The sequence below is a fragment of the Sphingomonas mangrovi genome, from assembly GCF_047975845.1.
In the GTDB taxonomy this organism is placed as follows: domain Bacteria; phylum Pseudomonadota; class Alphaproteobacteria; order Sphingomonadales; family Sphingomonadaceae; genus Sphingomonas.
The window spans coordinates 270,862-292,826 of the sequence record NZ_JBIUCZ010000001.1; the positions used below are offsets into that span (position 1 = coordinate 270,862).

Consider the following 21,965-nt stretch of genomic DNA (forward strand, 5'->3'; position numbering starts at 1 on the left):
GGGATAACTCCTTCCGGTTGAGCCTCTGGGAAGCAGGAATCCGATTGGCCTCAGGCCGTGCGGACACCGGTATGTGCGCTTCCCATGCGGGGTTGAGGCGGCGCGCTTAGCCCAGCCCCTTCAAGAGATCAATGGTTGACACAAGGAACGGAAGTGGAACATACGGTGGTCACAACAGGATTTCGGAACAAACGCGGCACCTCGCTCCTTTGTTAACAGGGCGTTACCGCGTTCCGACAAGCGCCCGGAGGTTGTTCATGGCCAGTATGCTTGCTTCGCTGCTCTTCGCCCTCACCTTCTCTGTGGCGATCTCCACCATCGTCGCCACCGTCGCCCCGCAGTGGGAACGGATCGTCCGGCTGCTGCGCTACGGGCCCGAGGTGCCGAGGGAACGCCTGCCGGCGGTGCGGCTGACCTCGCGCCGCAACCTCATCCGCCAGCGGGCGACGGCTCGGACGCTTCGCGCAGCCGCCTGACCCGGCGGTAGCTGCGGATGCTGAACGGCAGCGTGGTGAGATAGCCCAGGCACACGACGGTGAGCGTCTGCCACGGTGCCGAGACGAGCGCCGCGGCGACGATCACCACCCCGCCGATCGCCTCGAAGCGGATGTTGCGACGCAGCTTGAGCGACGACCAGCTGTAGGTCGCGAGGCTCGACACCATTAGGAAGGCGACGAACGCGACCCACGGCGCCACCACCCACGGCGAGCGGAACAGCGCCTCGCCCGACCACAGCCAGACGTAGATCGGCAGCATCGCCATCCCGGCCCCGGCCGGCGCGGGAATGCCGGTGAGGAACCCCGCCGATTTGTGCGGTTGCTCGACCACGTCGATCTGGGCGTTGAACCGCGCGAGGCGGAGCGCGCAGAACACGGCATAGACCAGCGCGCACAGCCATCCGACCCGCGGCGCCGACCCGAGCGACCAGAGATAGAGGATCAGTGCCGGCGACACGCCGAACGAGATCGCGTCGGAAAGCGAGTCGAGCTCGGCCCCGAAGCGGCTCTGGCCGCGAACGAGACGCGCGATGCGGCCGTCGAGGCCATCAAGGACGCCGGCGATCAGGATCATGATGATCGCACGTTCCCACTCGCCCGAAATGGCGAAGCGGATGCCGGTGAGGCCCGAGCACAGCGCCAGCGCGGTGACCGCGTTGGGCGCGACGGCGCGCAGCGGGATGCCGCGCGCGGGACGGAGCGGACGCATCGGCTTACTGCGCCACGCCGGCGGGCGCCGGCACCGCGGGGCGGCCGAGAATGGTTTCGCCGGCGATGGTGCGCTGGCCCAGGATCACCTGCGGCTCGATGCCGTCGGGAAGAAACACATCGACGCGGCTGCCGAAGCGGATCAGGCCGACGCGCTGGCCGGCGGCGATGATGTCGCCGGGCTTGACGAAGCCGACGATGCGACGCGCGACGAGGCCGGCGATCTGGGTGAAGCCGATGCGGCGGCCGTACATGTCCTCGACTACGATGTGCTGGCGCTCGTTCTCGTCGCTTGACTTGTTGAGGTCGGCGTTGAGGAACTTGCCCGAGATATAGACCACCTGGCGCACCGTGCCGGCGATCGGCGATCGGTTGATGTGGACGTCGAACACGCTCATGAAGATCGACACGCGTACCAGCGGCGCTTCGCCGAGCCCGTTGGGCCCGCGCAGCTCGGGCGGCAGCGGCACGCGCTCGATCATCGTCACGAGGCCGTCGGCCGGCGCCACGATCAGGTCGGCGCCCTGCGGCGTCACGCGAACGGGATCGCGGAAGAACGCCGCCACCCAGATGGTGAAGCCGACCAGCGCGAAGCCGAGTTCGTCCCACACGAAGAACAGGAAGATCGCGGCGACGACCGCGGAGATCGCCACATATTTGCGCCCCTCGGGATGGATCGAGGGCCAGCGCCATTTCACCGTCGTCGTCACGATCGGCGGCTTTTCAAGAGATGCCATGCGGGCGGGTGTACCCGCGTGCCCTGCGCCTGACAACAAGCCGCGGCTCCGGCGCGCCGCCCCGGTTGATCGCCGCCCGGCTTGCTCCTAGACGCAGGGCCATCCCTTCCTGCCAGCTAACACGGAAAGCGAGATCATGGCCAAGATCAAGGTGAAGACGCCCGTCGTGGAGATCGACGGCGACGAAATGACCCGCATCATCTGGGCTTGGATCCGCGAGCGGCTGATCCTCCCCTACCTCGACATCGACCTCGAATATTACGACCTGGGCATCCAGAAGCGCGACGAGACCGACGACAAGATCACGGTCGATTCGGCCAAGGCGATCCAGAAGTACGGCGTCGGCGTGAAGTGCGCCACGATCACCCCGGACGAGGCGCGCGTCGAGGAATTCGGCCTCAAGAAGATGTGGCGTTCGCCCAACGGCACGATCCGCAACATCCTGGGCGGCGTGGTCTTCCGCGAGCCGATCGTCATCAGCAACGTGCCGCGGCTGATCCCGGGCTGGACGCACCCGATCGTCGTCGGCCGTCACGCGTTCGGCGACCAGTACAAGGCCACCGACTTCAAGGTGCCCGGCAAGGGCAAGCTGACCATGAAGTGGGAAGGCGAGAACGGCGAGACCATCGAGGAGGAAGTGTTCGACTTCCCGGCCGCCGGCGTCGCGATGGGCATGTACAACCTCGACGAATCGATCCGCGACTTCGCGCGCGCGTCGATGAACTATGGCCTGGGCCGCGGCTGGCCGGTGTACCTGTCGACCAAGAACACCATCCTCAAGGCCTATGACGGCCGGTTCAAGGACATCTTCGAGGAAGTGTTCGCGACCGAGTTCAAGGATCAGTTCCAGGCCGCCGGCATCGTCTACCAGCACCGCCTGATCGACGACATGGTTGCCTCCGCGCTCAAGTGGAACGGCGAGTTCGTCTGGGCCTGCAAGAACTACGACGGCGACGTGCAGTCGGACCAGGTGGCGCAGGGCTTCGGCTCGCTGGGCCTAATGACCTCGGTGCTGATGACCCCGGACGGCAAGACGATCGAGGCGGAAGCGGCGCACGGCACCGTCACCCGCCACTATCGCCAGCACGAGCAGGGCAAGGCGACCTCGACCAACCCGATCGCGTCGATCTTCGCGTGGACCGGCGGCCTCAAGTACCGCGGCAAGTTCGACGGCACGCCCGAGGTGACGCAGTTCGCCGAGACGCTGGAGCGCGTCTGCATCGAGACGGTCGAGAACGGCCAGATGACCAAGGATCTCGCGATCCTGATCGGCCCGGATCAGCCGTGGATGACCACGGAGCAGTTCTTCGAGGCGATCCGCGTCAACCTGGAAACCAAGATGGGTGCCATCGGCGCCTGATCTTCGGATCGGACGACAGCGAAAGGGCCGGCGGAGCGATCCGCCGGCCCTTTTTCATGGCGCTTTCCCCGTCCGGGCTTGTCGATCGCGGCGCCGATCTACGGAAAGCTGCCGCCGCGGCGTTGGCATCGGCCGCGCCATCCGCAACAAAGGGGCCATGCCTCTTCCGATCGATTCGGCGCCGTTTAGCGATTCCCTCGTCATTCTGGGGGCGGCGGGGCTCGTCATCCCCGCCTTCGCGCGGTTCCGCGTCAATCCGGTGATCGGCTTCATCCTGGTCGGCGTGCTGGTCGGCCCGGGTGGCCTCGGTGCGCTCGTCGACCGCTTCCCGTGGCTGTTCTACGTCACGATCAGCGACCGGCATTCGATCGATCCCATCGCCGAGTTCGGCATCATCCTGCTGCTGTTCTCGATCGGCCTGGAGCTGTCGTTCCGACGATTGTGGGCGATGCGCGGGCAGGTGTTTGGGCTGGGGGCGGCCGAACTGCTGGCGTCTGGGGTGATCATCGGCGGCGCGCTGTTCCTGCTAGGCCAGGCATCGGCCGGGGCGCTGGGGCTCGGGCTGGCGCTGGCGCTGTCGTCGACGGCGCTGGTGCTGCCGATGGCGGGGACCACCAGTGTCGTCGGCCGCAATGCCTTTGCGATGCTGCTGTTCGAGGATCTGGCGCTGGTGCCGATCATCTTCGCGCTCGGCGCACTCGCCCCCAACGCGCAGGACGCCGGATGGAGCGGGCTGATCCACACGCTCATCTGGGGCACGGTGGCGGTCGCCGGGCTCTTCGTCGGCGGGCGGCTGGTGCTGCCGCGGCTGTTCGCGCAGGCGGCGCGAACCAAGAGTCCGGAGCTGTTCCTGTCCGCCAGCCTGCTTGTGGTGATCGTCGCCAGCCTGGTGACGACCGCCGCAGGGCTCTCGCCGATCGTCGGGGCGCTGCTCGCCGGGCTGCTGATCGCAGAGACCGAGTACCACACCGAAGTTGAGGTCATGACCGCGCCCTTCAAGGGGCTGGCGCTCGGCGTGTTCCTGATCACCGTCGGCATGAGCCTGGACCTGCGCTCGATCGCCGAGAACTGGCTGTCGCTGGCGGCCGCGGTCGGCGGCGTCGTGACCGTCAAGGCGCTGGTGACCGGCGCGATGCTCCGCGTCGCGCGGGTGCGCCGCGGCGTCGCTGCCGAGACCAGCCTGCTGATGGCGAGCCCTTCGGAAACGACGCTGATCGTGCTCGCCACCGCCGCGCAGGCGCAGCTGATCCAGCCCTCGACCGCCGCCTTTTGGCAGACGGTGACCGCGATCGGGCTGACGATCACGCCGTTGCTGGCGATGGTCGGCAAGCGTGCCGCTCGCAAGATCGACCTGTCGAGCGGGGTCGAGGAACCGCAGCCGACCGCAGAAGGTCCCGGCGCGGTCATCATCGGCTTCGGCCGCGTCGGCCACATGGTCGCCGACATGCTGCGCGCCCACGACAAGCCCTTCATCGCGGTGGAGTCCAACATCGACACGGTCGCCGCCGCGCGGCGCGACGGCTATCCGGTGCTGTTCGGCGACGTGGTCCGGCCCGAGCTGGTCGACCGCCTTAACCTCGGTCGCGCCACCGCGCTGATCCTGACGATGGACGAGCCGGTACTGTCGGTGCGGATCGTCCGCCGGGTCCGCGGCTGGGTGCCCGACCTCACCATCGTCGCGCGCGCCCGCGATGCCACCCATGCCGCCGAACTCTACGCCGCCGGCGCGACCGAGGCAGTGCCGGAGACGCTCGAGAGTTCGCTGCAGCTGTCGGAAGCGGTGCTGGTCGAGATGGGCGTGGCGATGGGCCCGGTGATCGCCTCGATCCACGAGAAGCGCGACGACCTGCGCCGCGAAATCCGCGAAGGCGCCGGCCTAGAGCGCGAGCCGCGGCTGCGCCGGACCCGGCGCAGCGAAGTGGCGGGTTAGCAGCGTAGCGGGGTAGCGAGCCCGTCCTTCGTCATCCTGACGGAAGTCAGGATCCATTGCCGCTCCGGCATGAAGCGCGAGCGGAGCGCGAATGGATGCCAGCTTTCGCTGGCATGACGGGTTTGGGATGGAAGGCGCCTTACCTCGTCGCCACCCCGCCCCGTCGGTCGGACAGACAAGGACGGAAAGGAAGCTGCGCTCAAGCCCGCGCGGTGTTCCCGCGCAGGCGGGAACCCAGGAACAAGCAAAGCGACCGCCGTGGCGGCCCCCCAACCCTGGGCTTCCGCCTGCGCGGGAGCACCGGAACTGATCAGCCCGCGACCGGCTCCTGCGCCAGCGCGTCGCGGACCGCGGCGATCGCCGCGTCGCCCTTGTCGCCATCCGGACCGCCGCCCTGCGCCATGTCTTGACGGCCGCCGCCGCCCTGTCCGCCGAGCGCGGCCACGGCCGCCTTCACCAGATCGACCGCGCTGCGGCTGCCGACCAGATCGGCGGTGACACCGACCGCGACCGAAGCGCGGCCGTCGTTGACCGCGACCAGCGCGACCACGCCCGAACCGATGCGCTGCTTGGCCTCGTCGACCGCGCCGCGCAGTGCCTTGGCGTCGAGCCCGTCAATGACGTGCCCCAGGAACTGGATTTCACCGATCTTCTCGGGGACGGGGCCGCTTGCATAACCAACTGCAACGGGAGCACCACCGGCCAGCCACCGCGGCTTCTTCGCCTCGGCCAGTTCGCGCTCGAGGCGACGGCGGTCCTCGACCAGCCCCGCGACTCGCGCCGGCACTTCGTCGGGGGTCGCCTTGAGCACCGCCGCGGCCTCGCGCAGCTTCTCGTCACGGCCGGCGAGCCACTGACGCGCCGCCTCGCCGGTCAGCGCCTCGACGCGGCGGACGCCGCTCGACACGGCGCCTTCGCCGACGATCTTGAACACGCCGATTTCGCCCAGCGCACCGACGTGGGTGCCGCCGCACAGCTCGATCGAATAGGTGCCGTCGGCATCCTCGCCCATCGAGACGACGCGGACCTCGTCGCCGTATTTCTCGCCGAACAGCGCCATCGCGCCCATCGCGATCGCGTCGTCGGGGGTCATCAGCCGGGTGGTGACGCTGCCGTTGCCGCGCACCTGCGCGTTCACCCGCGTCTCCACCTCGGCGAGGTCGTCGGAGGTGACCGGCGTCGGCTGCGAGAAGTCGAAGCGCAGCCGCTCGGGCGCGACCAGGCTTCCCTTCTGCGCGACATGGGTGCCAAGCCGCTGGCGCAGCGCCTCGTGCAGCAGATGGGTGGCCGAGTGATTGGCGCGGATCTGCCCGCGACGCTCGGTGTCGATCGCCAGATGGACACTGTCGCCGACGGCAAGCGTGCCGGCATCGACGCGCGCGCGATGGACGTGGAGCTTGCCGAGCTGCTTGGACGTGTCGAGCACGGTCGCCGACAGGCCCTTGTCGGTGGTGATCGTGCCGCTGTCGCCGACCTGACCGCCGCTTTCGGCATAAAAGGGCGTCTGGTTGGTGACGACGAAGACTTCCTCGCCCGGCTCGGCGGCGTCGACACGGGCGCCGTCGCCGACCAGCGCGATCACCTCACCCTGCCCTTCGGCGGTCGCATAGCCGGTGAACTCGGTCGCGCCGTTCTGCTCGACGATGTCGAACCAGACCTCGTCCGAGGCCTTGGCGCCCGATCCCTTCCAGGCGGCGCGCGCGGCACGCTTCTGCTCGGCCATCGCCGCCTCGAAGCCGGCGCGGTCGACGCCCAGCCCCTGGCCGCGCAGCGCGTCCTCGGTCAGGTCGTAGGGGAAGCCGAAGGTGTCGTAGAGCTTGAACGCGGTCTCGCCGGCGAGCGTGTCGCCCGCGGCCATGCCGGCGGTCGCCTCGTCGAGCAGGCGCAGGCCCTTGTCGAGCGTCTGGCGGAAGCGCGTCTCCTCCTGGAGCAGCGTCGCCTCGATCAGCGGCTGGGCGCGGACGAGATCGGGATAGGCGGCGCCCATCTCGGCGACCAGCGACGGCACCATGCGATGCACCAGCGGCTGCTTGGCGCCGAGCAGATGGGCGTGGCGCATCGCGCGGCGCATGATGCGGCGGAGGACATAGCCGCGGCCCTCGTTGGCCGGCAGCACCCCGTCGGCGACGAGGAAGCCCGAGGCGCGCAGATGGTCGGCGATGATGCGGTGGCTCGCCTGCATCGGGCCATCGATGGCCGCGCCGGTCAGCGCACCCGATTCGTCGATCAGCGCGCGGAAGGTGTCGGTGTCGTAGTTGTCGTGGACGCCCTGCAGCACCGCCGCCACGCGCTCCAGCCCCATGCCGGTATCGATCGACGGTCGCGGCAGTTCGCCGACGATCTCGTTCGACGCCTGCAGATACTGCATGAACACGAGGTTCCAGATCTCGACGAACCGATCGCCGTCCTCGTCGGGCGATCCCGGCGGGCCGCCGGCAATATGATCGCCGTGGTCGAAGAAGATTTCCGAGCACGGCCCGCAGGGGCCGTCGTCGCCCATCGCCCAGAAATTGTCCTTGGTGGCGATGCGGATGATGCGGTCGTCGGACAGGCCGGCGACCTTCTTCCACAGCTCGGCCGCCTGATCGTCGGTGTGATAGACGGTGACGAGCAGCCGGTCCTTGGCGATCCCCCACTCGCGGGTGATCAGGTTCCAGGCGAGCTCGATCGCGCGATCCTTGAAATAGTCGCCGAACGAAAAGTTGCCGAGCATCTCGAAGAAGGTGTGGTGGCGCGCGGTGTAGCCGACGTTGTCGAGGTCGTTGTGCTTGCCGCCGGCGCGGACGCACTTCTGCGACGAGGTCGCGGTGCTGTAGGGGCGCGTCTCCAGCCCGGTGAAGACGTTCTTGAACGGGACCATGCCGGCGTTCACGAACATCAGCGTCGGATCGTTCTGCGGCACCAGCGGCGCGGACGGGACGCGCGCGTGCCCCTCCTTCTCGAAATAGTCGAGGAACGAGCGGCGAACATCGTTGGTCGAGATCATGCGCGCTGATTAGGGCCAAGCCGCTGCCTTGCCAAGCGATCCGGCGCAATGCCTGCGGGTCTTTTCAAAAGGTTCCCGGCGGGGCGGAAAAAAGGCGCACGGCCGAGGAGCGCCGGGCCGCCGGGGACATTCGCCTTGACCCGGGCGGCGCATTCCCCTTGGTTGCGCGACTTGTTCCCCGGGGGTTTCTGAATGGCCAAGCGCCTTACCGTGTATATTCTCATCGGCCTCGTCGCAGGCCTGGTTCTCGGCTGGGGACTGAACGCGGCGATCGACGACGGCGGTGGTGCCGGCACCGCGCGGCTCCAGGAGATCGCCGGCTATTTCTCGATCGTGACGGCGCTGTTCCTGCGGCTGATCAAGATGATCATCGCGCCGCTGGTCTTCTCGACCCTGGTGGTCGGCATTACGCACATGGGCGACACCGCTGCGCTCGGCCGCGTCGGCCTGCGCGCGTTCGGCTGGTTCGTCGGGGCGAGCCTCCTGTCGCTCACCGTCGGGCTGATCCTGGTCAACCTGCTCCAGCCGGGCGTCGGCCTGGGGCTGCCGATGCCGCCGGCGGATGCGTCGGCCGGGCTCGCCAAGGCGTCGTTCAACCTCAAGGACTTCATCAGCCACATCGTCCCCGCTTCGATGGTCGAGGCGATGGCGACCAACGAGATCCTCCAGATCGTCGTCTTCTCGGTCTTCGTCGGCGTGGCGATGACCGCGGTCGGCGAGAAGGCGGCCCCCCTCACCCGCGCGCTCGAGGCACTGGTGGCGGTGATGCTCCAGATCACCGATTACGTGATGCGGTTCGCGCCGATCGCGGTGTTCGCGGCGGTCGCGGGCACGCTCGCCGAGCAGGGGCCGGGCGTGATCGGCGACCTCGCCTTCTTCATGGGCAGCGTCTACGCCGGGCTCGCCTCACTGTGGCTGCTGCTGTTCGGCATCGCCTTCCTGGTGATCGGACCGAAGGTCGGCCAGCTGATCCGCTACCTGCGCGAGCCGATCCTGGTCGGCTTCTCGACCGCATCGTCCGAAGCCGCCTTCCCGCGCACGCTGGAGGCGCTCGACCGCTTCGGCGTGCCGCCGCGCATCGCCAGCTTCGTGCTGCCGCTCGGCTATTCGTTCAACCTCGACGGATCGATGATGTACATGACGTTCGCGTCGCTGTTCATCGCCCAGGCCTATGGCGTCGACCTGTCGCTCGGCCAGCAGATCACGATGCTGCTGGTGCTGATGGTAACGTCGAAGGGGATTGCCGGCGTGCCGCGCGCCAGCCTGGTGGTGATCGCCGCGACGCTTTCGATGTTCAAGATTCCCGAAGCGGGGCTGCTGCTAATCCTGGCGGTGGACCACTTCCTCGACATGGGCCGCACCGCCACCAACGTCATCGGCAATGCCATCGCCGCGACGGTGGTGGCGAAGTGGGAGGGCGGGTTCGACGCACCCGAAGCGCCCGAGATCGAGCCGCCGCACGCGCCGTCGGGGCACCCCCGCGCCGACGCGCCGGACAGCTTCCGGGAGATCGGCTGAGATTGCCCCCGTCACCCTGACGGCAGTCAGGATCCATTGCCGCACCGGCAGGAAGCGCGAGCGGAGTGCGAATGGATGCTGACTTTCGTCAGCATGACGAGGTCTGGCTGGCCCCCTCACGCGTAGGCGTAGGGCCCGCCCTTCGCCAGCGCGGCCCCATAAGCCGGGCGCGCATGGATGCGTTCCAGCCAGTCGATCGTCGCCGGCCGCGATCCGTCGAGCCCCGCCCGGTCGCGTGCCGCCTCTAGCGGGAAGCTCATGATCACGTCGGCGGCGGTGAAGTCGTCGCCGGCGAACCACGGCCGCCGCGACAGCTCGGCCTCGACATAATCGAGATGGACGTCGATCATTGGCTGGATACGGCGCTGCGCCGCCTTACCGAGCAGCGGGACGCGGCCGAGCACCAGCTTCACCAGCAAGGGCGGCATCAGCGAACCCTCGGCATAGTGGAGGAAGTGGCGGTAGCGCAGCGCCGACTCGCGGTGCGCCGGCGCGCCGAGCTTCCCGTCGGCCTTTTCTACCAGATATTCGAGGATCGCGCCGGTTTCCGCCACCACCACCGGCGTGCCGCCGGCCGAGGCCGCGTCCTCGATCACCGGCGCCTTGCCGAGCGGATGAACGCGGCGCAGCTCGGGCGGGGCGAGCATGGTCGCCTTGTTCCGCTCGTAGCGGCGTACCTCGTAGGGCAGCTCCAGTTCCTCCAGCAGCCAGAGCACGCGCTGCGACCGGCTGTTCTCGAGATGGTGGACGGTAATCATTCGGCTCTCCTGCTAGGCCGCTCCAACGCCGGTCCCTCGGCTTGGCTGCACCGGCTTCAGCCGTTGGCGAAGCGCGTCGGCAGATTGGTGGTGCTCTTGAGGGTCTCCAGCACGATGCTCGACCGCGACGTCGCCACCTCCGGCGCCACCAGCAGCTCGCGCAGCAGCGTGTTGAAGGAGGCCAGATCGCGGGTCGCGACCTTGAGGAGGATGTCGTCCGCGCCGGTCAGCGCCTGACATTCGAGCACCTCGTCCATCGCGGCGATGCGGTTGTGGAAGGCGTCGAGCCAGCTGACTTCGTGCGACCGCAGCGTGATGAGCACATAGCCGCTCACGCCGACGCCGAGCTTCTGCGCGTCGAGCACCGCCGCCACCTTGGCAACATAGCCGGCGCTGCGCAGCTGCTGCATCCGGCGCGAGCATTGCGAAGGCGAGAGGTTCGCGTGGCGGCTCATCTCCACCGGCCCCATGTCGCCCTGTTGCTGCCATGCCGCGAGGATGCGGAGATCGTAGCTGTCGAGTTCGCGTTGCTGCGCCATGGTTGCTCCCATCGCACGATCTGTGCATTGTTCGCAAATACAGCGCACTGCGGTTGCGGCGTCGGCGATGACCGCTCCCGCTACGCACGGACTTTGGGCCGGTCACGGCGTATGCTTGCGGCAACCTCCCGCTGCCGACGAGCCCATGACCTTCGAAACGCTTACGCTGCTTCCCGCCGACCCGCTGCTCGCGCTGATCGGCGCCTATCGCGACGACCCGCGACCCTCGAAGCTCGACCTCGGCGTCGGGGTGTTTCGCGATGCGACCGGCGGCACGCCGGTGGTGCGGGCGGTGAAAGCGGCGGAGGAACGCCTGCTCGGCAGCCAGGACAGCAAATCCTACCTCGGACCGGAGGGTGACGCCGGTTTCGTCGCCGCGCTGGCGCCGCTGGTGCTGGGCGGCGCGGTAGCCGCCGAGCGGGTCGCCGGCGTGCAGACGCCGGGCGGCACCGGCGCCCTCCGGCTCGGCGCCGAACTGCTCGCGCAGGCAGGCGTCACGCGGATCTGGATCGCGACGCCGAGTTGGCCCAACCACGCACCGATCTTCACCGCCGCCGGGCTGTCACCGCAGCCGTTCGACGCCTATGACGTGGCGGACCAGCGGCTCGACGGCGACGCCTTGCTCGCGGCGCTCGACCGAGCAGCGCCGGGCGATGCGGTGCTCCTCCACGGCTGCTGCCACAACCCGACCGGGATCGACCCCGACGCGGCGCTCTGGACGGCGATCGCCGAACGGATCGAGGCACGCGGACTCGTACCCTTCGTCGATCTCGCCTATCAGGGGCTGGGCGACGGCTGGGACGCGGATGCCGCCGGCGCGCGCACGGTGCTGGCAGGCTGCCGCTACGGGCTGCTCGCCTATTCCTGCGACAAGAACTTCGCGCTCTATCGCGAGCGCACCGGCGCGCTGTGGACCGTCGCGCCCGACGCGCCGGCAAGCGCGATCCTCTATTCCAACCTGCTGGCGCTCGCGCGGGCCAACTGGTCGATGCCGCCCGACCACGGCGCCGCTGCCGCGCGCATCGTGCTCCAGGACCCGGCACTCGCCGCCGACTGGCAGCGGGAACTCGACGCGATGCGCCAGCGCCTCCGGACGCTGCGCCAGACGCTGAGTGCGCTCGGTACCATCGGCCGGATTGATCTCGCGCCGATCGCGCGGGGCAAGGGCATGTTCGCGACGCTGCCCCTCTCGCGCACGCAGGTGGCTTGGCTGCGCGAGCAGCACGCCGTCTACATGGCGGCGTCGGGCCGCATCAACATTGCCGGGTTCGACGAGGCCGGCATCGCCCGCTTCGGCGAGGCGCTCGCCGCGCTCGATCACGCGGGAGTGGCATGACCGCAGTAACGTGCGGCTCCGTTGTCCCGGTAGCCCCGCCGCAGCAGCGCGGGCTGTGGCAGCGGCCGTATCTGCTGCTCACCGCCGCCGCGCTGCTGTGGGCGAGCAACTTCCTGCTCGGTCGCGCGCTCCCCGCCGGGATCGCGCCGATCAGCCTGTGCTTCTGGCGCTGGGTTCTCGCGTTGCCGTTCGTGTTGCCGATGGCGGCGCCGCACCTGCGCCGCGATTGGCCCGCCATCCGCCGCAGCCTGCCGCTTCTCGCTGCGCTCGCCGCCGCAGGGCTCGCCGGCAGCAACACCCTCGCCTACATGGCGTTGCGCGCCACCACCGCCACCTCGGCCCTGCTGGTGCAGTCGGCGCTGCCGATGGCGATCCTGCTGTTCGGGCTGCTGCTCTTCGGTGAGCGACCGCGGCTGCGACAGGTCGGGGCGATGCTGCTCGCCACCGCCGGGGTGCTTTGCGTGATCCTGGCAAAGCCCGGCGCGGGCGGCGCGCTCAACGGCGGGACGCTCCTCGCCGGCGCGGCGATGCTCGCCCAGGCGCTGTACGCGGCGCTGCTGCGCGAACGCCCGACCCTCCATCCCACCAGCTTCCTGTTCGCGACCTTCGCCCTTGCCGCATTGCTGCTGCTGCCGTTCCAGATCGCCCCCGGCACGCCGCTGCCGGTCGCGGACGCGCGCGGCATGGCCGCCCTGTTGTATCTGGCGGTCGGGCCGTCGATCCTCGCCTTCTTCCTGTTCAACCGCGGAGTCGAACTGGTCGGCTCCGCCCGTGCGGCGGTGTTCTTCTACCTGATGCCGGTGTTCGGCACGCTGCTCGCCGTGCCGCTGCTGCACGAGCGCATCGGTGCCACCGAACTCGGCGGGTTCGCCTTGGTCGGGCTCGGTTTTCTCATCACCCGCAACACCTGACGAGGCGCCTCTTCCCCCGCACAGCCTGTAACACCAGCGCAACAGTCGCTCGGAAAAGCTCATCCTAAGCACATAATCGTATAACGTATTTGACATACGCTTTCGTTTCCGGCCTTTTTGGCGTCTGCCGATATCGCCTGGAGGGGACACGATCATGCGCCACAAGGTTTTCACGAGGTACGTCTCGATCATCGCCATCGCGTCGGGGCTGACGGCTGCGTCGTACGCGAATGCGCAGACCATCGGACCGACGGTCGCCGAGACGGCGCCGCCGGACGAAGCCGACACGGGCTCGATCACCGTTACCGGAACGCGTATCCAGCGCCCGGACCTCACCAGCAACAGCCCGCTCACCGTCGTGGGCGAGCAGGAGATCAAGCTACAGGGCGCGACCAACGTCGAGAGCGTGCTCAACCGACTGCCCCAGGTGACCGCCGACGCGAACGAGACCGTGTCGAACGGCTCGGACGGCACGGCGCGTGTCAACCTCCGTAACCTGGGCAGCAACCGCAACCTGGTGCTGATCGATGGTCAGCGGCTGCTGCCGGTGCAGGCGAACGACCTCAACTTCATTCCCTCGCTGCTGGTCGAGCGCGTCGACGTGGTCAGCGGCGGCGCCTCCGCCGTCTACGGCTCCGACGCCATTTCCGGCGTCGTCAACTTCGTCCTCAAGCGGAACCTGAACGGCATTCGCGCCGACGCGCAGTACGGCTTCGCGATCCACGACAACAACAACGACGCGGCCCGCCAGATCGTCGAGGACGCCGGCTACAGCCGGGCGCCGCGCAACGTGCTCGACGGCCAGCGGCTCGACCTGAACCTCGCCGCCGGCAAGGACTTCGCCGACGGCCGCGGCAACATCACCGCCTATTTCGGCTATCGCAACGTCAAGCCGATCTTGCAGTCGGATCGCGACGTCTCCGCCTGCGCCTTCGATCCGAATCCCGAGAATAGCGCGCTGATCTGCGGCGGATCGTCGAACAACCAGTTCGGCCTGTTCAATCCGTTGACGGGTCCCGGCGCTGGCAGGCCCTCTCCCTTCGTCAACACCAAGGACGGCGCGAAGACCTGGGCGACCTATGGCCCGGAATATCGCTACAACACCGCGCCGCTCAACTATTTCCAGCGCAACGACACGCGCTACACCGCCGGCGGCTTCGCCCGCTTCGAGATCGCTCCGGCGGCCGAAGTCTATGCGAGCGGCATGTTCATGGACGATCGCACCAACTCGCAGGTGGCACCGTCCGCGCTGTGGCAAGGCGACACCTACACGATCAACTGCAACAACCCGTTGATGAGCGCGCAGCAGGGGCAACTGCTATGCGGCGCCGACTACGGCACCGCCGCGACGCAGGACCTGTTCATCGGCTATCGTCCGGTCGCCGGCAATGCCCGCCCGCGTCGCGACGACCTGCGCCACACCGACTTCCGCCTCTCCGGCGGCGTTCGCGGCCAGATCGCCGAAGGCATCCGCTACGATATCAATGCCCTCTATTCGCGTGTCCTCTTCCGCGAGACCTATCAGAACGACATCGATGCCCGCCTCGCCAACCGCGGGTTGCAGGTGGTCGACGTCAACGGCACGCCGACCTGCACCTCGGTGGTCGACGGCACCGATCCGAACTGCGTTCCGCTCGACGTGTTCGGCTATGGCGCAATCTCGCAGGACGCCTTCGACTATATCTACGTTCCCAGCTCGACCCGGGGGGTCGACAAGGAACAGGTCTACAGCGGCAACGTCAGTGCCGACCTCACCAGCTATGGCGTCGTGAGCCCCTGGGCGACCCGCGGCGTCGGCGTCGTGGTCGGCGTCGAGCACCGCCGCGAGAGCCTGGTGTTCCGCGCCGACGACGTCGCCCAGTCGAAGGGGACGACCGAATCGCAGGGCAAGTTCAACGTGAGCGAGATCTACGGCGAGCTCGAGGTCCCGATCCTGGAGGACCTGCCCTTCGCCAAGGCGCTGACGATCAACGGCGGCTATCGCCTCTCCGACTACAGCAGCCAGAGCAAGAAGATCTCGACCTACAAGTTCGAGGTCGAATACGCGCCCACGTCGGACCTCCGCTTCCGCGGCAGCTACAACCGCGCGATCCGCGCGCCGAACATCAGCGAGCTCTATGCCGGCCAGCAGGTCGGCAACGTTTCCGCGCAGGATCCCTGCTCGGGTCCGACGCCGGAAGCGAGCCTGGAGAAGTGCCTGGCGAGCGGCGTCACCCGCGAGCAATATGGCTCGATCCCGGAGTGTCCGTCGGAACAGTGCAGCGCATTGGGCGGCGGCAATCCCAACCTCCGGCCGGAGAAGGGCGACACCTTCACCGTCGGCACGGTCTTGACGCCGAACTTCCTGCCGCGCTTCTCGCTGTCGGTCGACTATTTCAACATCAAGGTGAAGGATTATATCAGCTCGGTCCCGACCTCGCTTGCGATCAGCCAGTGCTTCGCGACCGGCGACCCGTACTTCTGCGGGCTGTTCAACCGCGATCCGCGCACGGGCACGATTTTCGGACGTCAGGGCTATATCGTCTCGACCAACCTCAACACCGGGTCGCTCAAGACTTCCGGCTTCGACATCGTCGGCAGCTACACGCTTCCCACCGCGTCGGCGGGCACCTTCGCCCTCGACATGACGGGCACGCTGCTCGACGAGCTGGTGACCGAGCCGCTTCCGGGTCTCGGCTCCTACGACTGCAAGGGGCTGTTCGGCCCGACCTGCGGCCAGCCCACGCCGGCATGGCGCCATCAGGCGCGCCTGACCTGGACCGATGCCGACAAGATCGGCAGCATCTCGCTCAACTGGCGCTACATCGGCAAGACGAAGCTCAGCACCAACACCGACGACCCGTTCCTGACGAGCGAGACCTATTCGTCTGTGAACAGCTCGATCAGGGCGTACAACTACTTCGACCTCGCCGGCACGCTGAAGGTGGAGGAAGGCGTGACCTTCCGCGCTGGCGTCAACAACCTGTTCGACCGAGATCCGCCGGCGATCGCGCAGGGCAACCTCTACGCCTTCGGCAACGGCAACACCTATCCGGGCGTGTACGACGTCGCCGGACGGACGGTGTTCATGGGGATCAGCGCCAACTTCTGATCCGACCCGCGGCAGGTTCCCGCACGGGGCCTGCCGCCTGATGATGGAAAACCGGGCGATCCGTGCAGGATCGCCCGTCTCCCTGCCTTCCGGAGATCGACCGTGACCAGCACCCGCCGCCGCACCGCGCTTCTCGCAACGCTGGCGCTGGCGGCGCTCGGCAGCGCTCCGGCGATGGCAGCCCCACCGGCCGATCCGCGCCCCGAGTGGGAACAGCCGGAGGTCTTCCAGATCGGCAAGGAGCCCGCGCATGCGAGCTTCCGCGGCTATCCGACCCGCGCCGAAGCGCTGGCCGACAAGCCAGAGCAGTCGCGTTATCACCGCTCGCTCGACGGCGACTGGCAGTTCGCCTTTTCGCCCAATCCCGAGGCGCGGCCGAAGGACTTCTTCCGCCCCGACTACGACGCGTCGGCGTGGAAGACGGCGAAGGTCCCCGGCATCCTTCAGGCGCAGGGCTATGGCCAGCCGCTGTTCAGCGGCGCGGGCTATCCGTTCGGCGCCAACCAGCCGCTGGTGCGCCACGACATGAACGAGGTCGGCTCCTATCGCCGCACGTTCGAGGTGGGTCCCGACTGGAGCGATCGCGACGTGTTCCTGACGATCGGCGCGGCGGGGGCGGCCTATTACGTCTGGGTCAACGGCGAGCGCGTCGGCTACAGCGAGGACTCCAAGCTCCCGTCCGAGTTCGACGTGACGCCGCACCTGCGGCAGGGGCGCAACGTCGTCGCGATCGAACTCTATCGCTACGCCGACGGCAGCTATCTGGAGGACCAGGATTTCTGGCGGCTCAGCGGGATCGAGCGCAGCGTCACGCTCTATGCCGCGCCCAAGACCCGCATCCGCGATTTCGAGGCACGCGCGGGGCTGACCAACGGCTACCGCGACGGCACGCTCGACCTGAGCGTGGCGGTGGCGGGCAGGAAGGCGCCGGCGCGCGTGCGGGCGACAGTGCTCGACGGCGACACGGCGCTGCTGGCCCGCGACGCCGCCGTGAGCGGGGCTGACCGGACGGCGACAGTGCGCGCCACCCTGCCCGGCATCCGCACTTGGTCGGCCGAGCGGCCGGACCTTTACACGCTGCTGGTCGAACTGCTCGACGCCAAGGGGCAGGTGATCGAGGCGACGCGGCAGCGCATCGGCTTTCGCACGATCGAGATCGTCGACAACGAGGTACGGGTGAACGGCAAGCGGGTGATGATCCGCGGCGTCAACCGCCACGAGCACGATCCCAACACCTTCCGCGTGCTTTCCGAGAACAGCATGCGCAAGGACATAGAATTGATGAAGCGCGCCAACGTCAATGCGGTGCGCAACTCGCACTATCCCAACGATCCGCGCTGGTATGCGCTCACCGACGAATACGGCCTCTACGTGATGGACGAGGCCAATATCGAGAGCCACACCTATATGGCGATGGGCAATTCCAGCCCGGATCGCTCCAAGCACCAGCTGGGATTCCAGCCGGAATGGGCGGCTGCGCACCTGGACCGCGTGCAGCGCATGGTCGAGCGCGACAAGAACCATCCGTCGGTCGTGTTCTGGTCGCTCGGCAACGAAGCCGGCATCGGCCCGAACTTCGAGGCGGCGGGCCGCTGGGCCAAGCGGCGCGACCCGACCCGGCTGCTCAACTATCTCGGCTGGGGCACGCTGATCTGGCGGCACGATCCCAACCCCTATGTCGACGTCTATGCGCCGATGTACGACGACATCGAGAAGATGGTCGACTACGCCAACGCGCCCGAATTCACCCAGCCGATGATCCAGTGCGAATATGCGCACGCGATGGGCAACAGCCTGGGCAACCTGCAGGACTATTGGGACGTGATCCGCGCCCACAAGAAGCTGCAGGGCGGCTTCGTCTGGGACTGGGTGGACCAGACGATGCTGCGCACGGACGCGAACGGGCGCGAATATTGGGCACAGGGGTTCGATTATGGCCCCAGCCCGATCGGCGACGACAGCACGATCGGCGACGGCGTGATCCAGGCGGATCGCACCCCCGATCCCGAATATTACGAGCTCGCCAAGGTCTATGCGCCGGTCGCGTTCGAGGCGGTGGATGCGCGCGCCGGCCGCTTCACGCTGATCAACCGCCACGACCATATCGGGCTGGAAGGCTTCCGCTTCGACTGGGAGCTGCTGGAGAATGGCATCGCGGTGGCGCGCGGCGACGCGACGGCACAGCCCACGCCGGCCGGCGCCCGCTCCCCGCTGGAGATCGCGCTGCCACCGCGGAGCAATCCGGATGCCGAGTTTCGCGTGGTGCTGCGCGCCCATGCGGCAGCGGGGACGGTGCCGATGGTGCCCGAAGGCACGGTGATGGCGTGGGAGCAGTTCGCGCTGGAGGGGCCGGCAAGCCCCCTGCCCGCCTTCGCCGCAACCGGCGTGAAGCCGGTCGCGCGGGGCGGCACCTTGCAGCTTGCTGCGGCAGGCGCGGTGCTGGAGGTCGATGCCAAGACGGGCCTGCTCGCGCGCTATGCGGCGAACGGGCGCTCGCTGCTGACGGGTGGCGCGCCCAATTTCTGGCGTGCGCCGACCGACAACGACATTGGCACCGGCATTCCCAAGACGCATGCGATGTGGAAGCTGTTCTCCGAGAAGCGCACCCTCACCGCCGCCCGGATCGAGGGCGATGCGATCGTCGTGCGCTACGACATCGGCGCGGGGGCGGTGCGGTTCGACACGCGCTATCGCATGGCCGCGGACGGTGCGGTGCGGGTGGAGGCGCGCTTCGACCCGTTGCGCGACGACCTGCCCGATCCGCTGCGCATCGGCCTCGCCTTCGCGACGCCGCCGGCGCTCGACCGGGTACAATGGTATGGCCGGGGTCCGCAGGAGACCTATTCGGACCGCAAGACCGGCGGGCTGATCGCGGTGCACGCCGGGACGCTCGCCGAGCAGTATCACGACTATGCCCGCCCGCAGGAGACAGGGGCCAAGCAGGACGTGCGCTGGGTGGCGCTGTCCGGCGCGGCCGGCGGCGTGCGGGTGACGGGCGCACAGCCGCTGTCGGTCAACGCGCTCGCCTTCCCCTATGCCGACCTGGAGATGAAGCCGGTCGGCGAGGCGCACAGCTCCGACATCCGGCCGCACGGCGACGGCACGCTGCTGGTCGACGCGATCCAGTCCGGCGTCGGCGGCGACACCGGCTGGAACCTCGACGGCCGGCCGCATGTCAAATACCGCGTCCCGCTGACACCGCGCAGCTTCGCCTTCGAGATCCGGCCCGCAACCACCAGGAACTGACATGACCCTTGCCAAGCTGCTCGCCGGGGCTGCGGTCGCCGCGCTGCTGTCGCTTCCCGCCCCTGCGCTCGCCGGCACACCGGATCGGGCGGCGTACGAGCGGTCGATCGACCTGCGCGAAGACTGGATGATGCTGACCCGCGACGTGGCGGGCGAAGCCACGTGGAGCGCGGATGGGTCCCGCTTCGCCTATCGCAAGACGGTGGCGCGCGGCTTCGCCTTCGTGACCGTCGACGCGCAGACGCTCGCCAAGACGCCGTCGTTCGACGCCGCGCGGCTGGCGGCGGCGCTCGGGGAAGCCACGGCCAGCAAGGTCGATCCGCTGTGGTTGCCGTTCGAACGCTTCGCCTTTGGTGAAGGCGACACCATTGCGTTCGAGATCGACGATGCCCGCTGGCAGTGCGATCTGGCGACCTATCGCTGCTCGCGGCAGCACCGGGGCGAGCAGCAGCGGCCGCGCGGCTTCGGCGTGGTGCGCGACCTCAGCGTCCCCGCCGACAATCACCCCCGCCGCTCGCCCGACGGACGGCTCGAGGCGCTGGTGATCGACGACAATGTCGTGGTGCGCAGCGCCGATGGCAGCGATCCCGTGACGCTCAGCACCGACGGCACGCCGGGCGACTTCTACGATCCCGAGACCATCCGCTGGTCGCCGGACTCGCGGCATCTGGTCGCCTATCGCGTACGGCCCGGCTACCCGCGGCAGGTGACGCGCGTCGCCGCCGCGCCGCCGGACTCGCTCCCGCCGCAGGTGCGTACCCAGCTCTACCCCAAGCCCGGCGATGCCGTGGACCAGGAGCGGCCGGTGCTGTTCGACGTTCCGGGACGCCGCCGCATCGAGGTCGCCGACACGCTCTTCCCCAATCCCTACCAGCTGTCCGACGTGAAATGGCGCAAGGACGGACGCAGCTTCGCGTTCGAATATCTGCGCCGCGGCCATCAGCTTGCACGCGTGATCTCCGTCGATGCCGAGACCGGCGCCGCCCATGCCGCGGTGACGGAGGACGCGAAGACGTTCTTCTACTGGGACCGCCGCTTCAGCCACGACGTCGGCGGGCTCGGCCGCGAAATCCTGTGGACCTCGGAACGCGACGGCTGGAACCACCTCTACCTGATCGACGGCCGCACCGGCCGGGTGAAGACCCAGATCACCCGCGGCGCCTGGGTGGTGCGCGAGGTGGTCCATGTCGATGACGCCAAGCGCCAGATCTGGTTCGCGGCGAGTGGCATGCATCCGGGCAAGGACCCGTATTACAAACACTACTTCCGCGTAGACTTCGACGGCCGCCATCTGGTGGCGCTCACCACCGCCGATGCGACGCACGCGCTGCGCTTCTCCCCCGACATGACCCGCTACGTAGACACCTACTCGCGGGTCGACCTGCCCAACGTTTCCGAGCTGCACGACGCGCGCGACGGGCGGCTGATCGCCACCTTGGAGCGCGGCGACATCAGCCGGCTCACCGCCGCCGGCTTCCGCCCGCCCGAGCCGTTCGTCGCCAAGGGCCGCGACGGCAAGACCGACATTTGGGGCCTGGTGGTGCGCCCGCGCGACTATGATCCGGCCAAGCGCTATCCGGTGATCGAGAACATCTACGCCGGCCCGCACGACAGCTTCGTGCCCAAGAGCTTCTGGCCGTTCGGCTATCATTCGGGTGGCGACAAGGTCATCGGCATGCAGGCGCAGGCCGACCTGGGCTTCATCGTCGTCCAGATCGACGGCATGGGCACCGCCAATCGCTCCAAGGCGTTCCACGACGTCGCGTGGAAGAACCTGGCGGACTCCGGCTTCCCCGATCGCATCGCCTGGCACAAGGCGTTGGCGGCGAAGGACCCGTCGTACGACATCGGCCGCGTCGGCATCTACGGCGCCTCGGCCGGCGGGCAGAGCACGCTCAACGCGCTGCTGTTCCATCCCGACTTCTACAAGGCGGGGGTCGCCTATGCCGGCTGCTACGACAACCGCATGGACAAGATCAGCTGGAACGAACAGTGGCTCGGCTGGCCCGTGGACGAGAGCTATGCCGCCGCCTCGGGCGTCGATCATGCCGGCAACCTCCAGGGCGAGCTGCTGATGATCGTCGGCGAGCAGGACAGCAACGTCGATCCCGCCTCCACGATGCAGGTCGCCGATGCGCTGATCCGCGCGGGCAAGGACTTCGAGCTGCTGGTGCTCCCCAACGAGGAGCATAGCGTCGGGCGCTCGACCGGGCCGATCGACTATGTCCAGCGGCGCCAGTTCGACTTCTTCGTCCGCACGCTCCAGCACGCGTCGACGCCAAACTGGAACGCGGCGGATCGCTCTGAGTAATTCCGCAAACAAATTGCCGAATGGTGGCGAAGCCCTC

Annotated in this window: 14 protein-coding genes; 9 read left to right on the plus strand and 5 right to left on the minus strand. The window is 68.3% G+C overall.

Features of this window, described 5'->3' with window-relative positions; genetic code table 11:
- Positions 1 to 257: 257 nt before the first annotated feature.
- A complete protein-coding gene (locus ACBY01_RS01210) occupies positions 258 to 476 on the plus strand; it encodes a hypothetical protein (protein WP_416458923.1) in 219 nt (72 codons plus the stop codon).
- Here the strand turns inward: ACBY01_RS01210 and ACBY01_RS01215 are convergent.
- Together ACBY01_RS01215 and ACBY01_RS01220 are read right to left on the minus strand one after the other, a co-directional pair.
- Positions 430 to 1,206 carry a CDP-alcohol phosphatidyltransferase family protein gene (locus tag ACBY01_RS01215; protein ID WP_416458924.1) on the minus strand — a complete coding sequence of 259 codons (777 nt, stop codon included), beginning with the start codon at positions 1,204 to 1,206 and terminating at the stop codon, positions 430 to 432. The two genes, ACBY01_RS01210 and ACBY01_RS01215, sit on opposite strands and share 47 nt — an antisense overlap.
- 4 nt (positions 1,207 to 1,210) lie before the next feature.
- Entirely contained in the window at positions 1,211 to 1,942 is a 732-nt protein-coding gene (locus ACBY01_RS01220) for a phosphatidylserine decarboxylase (RefSeq protein WP_416458925.1), read from the minus strand.
- 136 nt (positions 1,943 to 2,078) lie between these two features.
- Between ACBY01_RS01220 and ACBY01_RS01225 the strand changes: the two genes are divergently transcribed.
- Together ACBY01_RS01225 and ACBY01_RS01230 are read left to right on the plus strand one after the other, a co-directional pair.
- Positions 2,079 to 3,302, plus strand: coding sequence for an NADP-dependent isocitrate dehydrogenase (locus ACBY01_RS01225; RefSeq protein WP_416458926.1), 1,224 nt, complete (start codon positions 2,079 to 2,081; stop codon positions 3,300 to 3,302).
- A gap of 157 nt (positions 3,303 to 3,459) precedes the next feature.
- Positions 3,460 to 5,232, plus strand: a complete 1,773-nt coding sequence (locus tag ACBY01_RS01230; RefSeq protein WP_416458927.1) for a cation:proton antiporter domain-containing protein — start codon at positions 3,460 to 3,462, stop codon at positions 5,230 to 5,232.
- Positions 5,233 to 5,542: 310 nt separating this feature from the next.
- Here ACBY01_RS01230 and alaS read toward each other — a convergent pair whose 3' ends face one another.
- Positions 5,543 to 8,218: an alanine--tRNA ligase gene (gene alaS / locus ACBY01_RS01235; protein ID WP_416458928.1), complete on the minus strand. Its 2,676-nt coding sequence runs from the start codon at positions 8,216 to 8,218 to the stop codon at positions 5,543 to 5,545.
- 192 nt (positions 8,219 to 8,410) lie between these two features.
- Here alaS and ACBY01_RS01240 point away from each other — a divergent pair, with 192 nt between their 5' ends.
- Positions 8,411 to 9,736 carry a dicarboxylate/amino acid:cation symporter gene (locus ACBY01_RS01240; RefSeq protein WP_416458929.1) on the plus strand — a complete coding sequence of 442 codons (1,326 nt, stop codon included), beginning with the start codon at positions 8,411 to 8,413 and terminating at the stop codon, positions 9,734 to 9,736.
- 116 nt (positions 9,737 to 9,852) lie between these two features.
- Here ACBY01_RS01240 and ACBY01_RS01245 read toward each other — a convergent pair whose 3' ends face one another.
- Together ACBY01_RS01245 and ACBY01_RS01250 are read right to left on the minus strand one after the other, a co-directional pair.
- Positions 9,853 to 10,494, minus strand: coding sequence for a glutathione S-transferase family protein (locus ACBY01_RS01245; RefSeq protein WP_416458930.1), 642 nt, complete (start codon positions 10,492 to 10,494; stop codon positions 9,853 to 9,855).
- Between the two features lie 56 nt (positions 10,495 to 10,550).
- Positions 10,551 to 11,033: an Lrp/AsnC family transcriptional regulator gene (locus tag ACBY01_RS01250; protein ID WP_416458931.1), complete on the minus strand. Its 483-nt coding sequence runs from the start codon at positions 11,031 to 11,033 to the stop codon at positions 10,551 to 10,553.
- A gap of 145 nt (positions 11,034 to 11,178) precedes the next feature.
- On the opposite strand from ACBY01_RS01250, the gene ACBY01_RS01255 reads away from it, so the two are divergent.
- The 5 genes from ACBY01_RS01255 to ACBY01_RS01275 all read left to right on the plus strand — a co-directional run bounded on the left by ACBY01_RS01255 (position 11,179) and on the right by ACBY01_RS01275 (position 21,928).
- Entirely contained in the window at positions 11,179 to 12,369 is a 1,191-nt protein-coding gene (locus ACBY01_RS01255; protein WP_416458932.1) for an amino acid aminotransferase, read from the plus strand.
- Positions 12,366 to 13,280: a DMT family transporter gene (locus ACBY01_RS01260; RefSeq protein WP_416458933.1), complete on the plus strand. Its 915-nt coding sequence runs from the start codon at positions 12,366 to 12,368 to the stop codon at positions 13,278 to 13,280. Before ACBY01_RS01255 ends, ACBY01_RS01260 begins: the two co-directional genes overlap by 4 nt.
- Before the next feature lie 154 nt (positions 13,281 to 13,434).
- A complete protein-coding gene (locus ACBY01_RS01265; protein WP_416458934.1) occupies positions 13,435 to 16,371 on the plus strand; it encodes a TonB-dependent receptor domain-containing protein in 2,937 nt (978 codons plus the stop codon).
- Between the two features lie 102 nt (positions 16,372 to 16,473).
- Positions 16,474 to 19,617 (plus strand): glycoside hydrolase family 2 TIM barrel-domain containing protein, encoded by a 3,144-nt coding sequence (locus ACBY01_RS01270; protein WP_416458935.1) that lies wholly within the window; start codon positions 16,474 to 16,476, stop codon positions 19,615 to 19,617.
- 1 nt (position 19,618) lies between these two features.
- Entirely contained in the window at positions 19,619 to 21,928 is a 2,310-nt protein-coding gene (locus ACBY01_RS01275; protein ID WP_416458936.1) for a S9 family peptidase, read from the plus strand.
- The last annotated feature ends 37 nt before the right edge of the window (positions 21,929 to 21,965 follow it).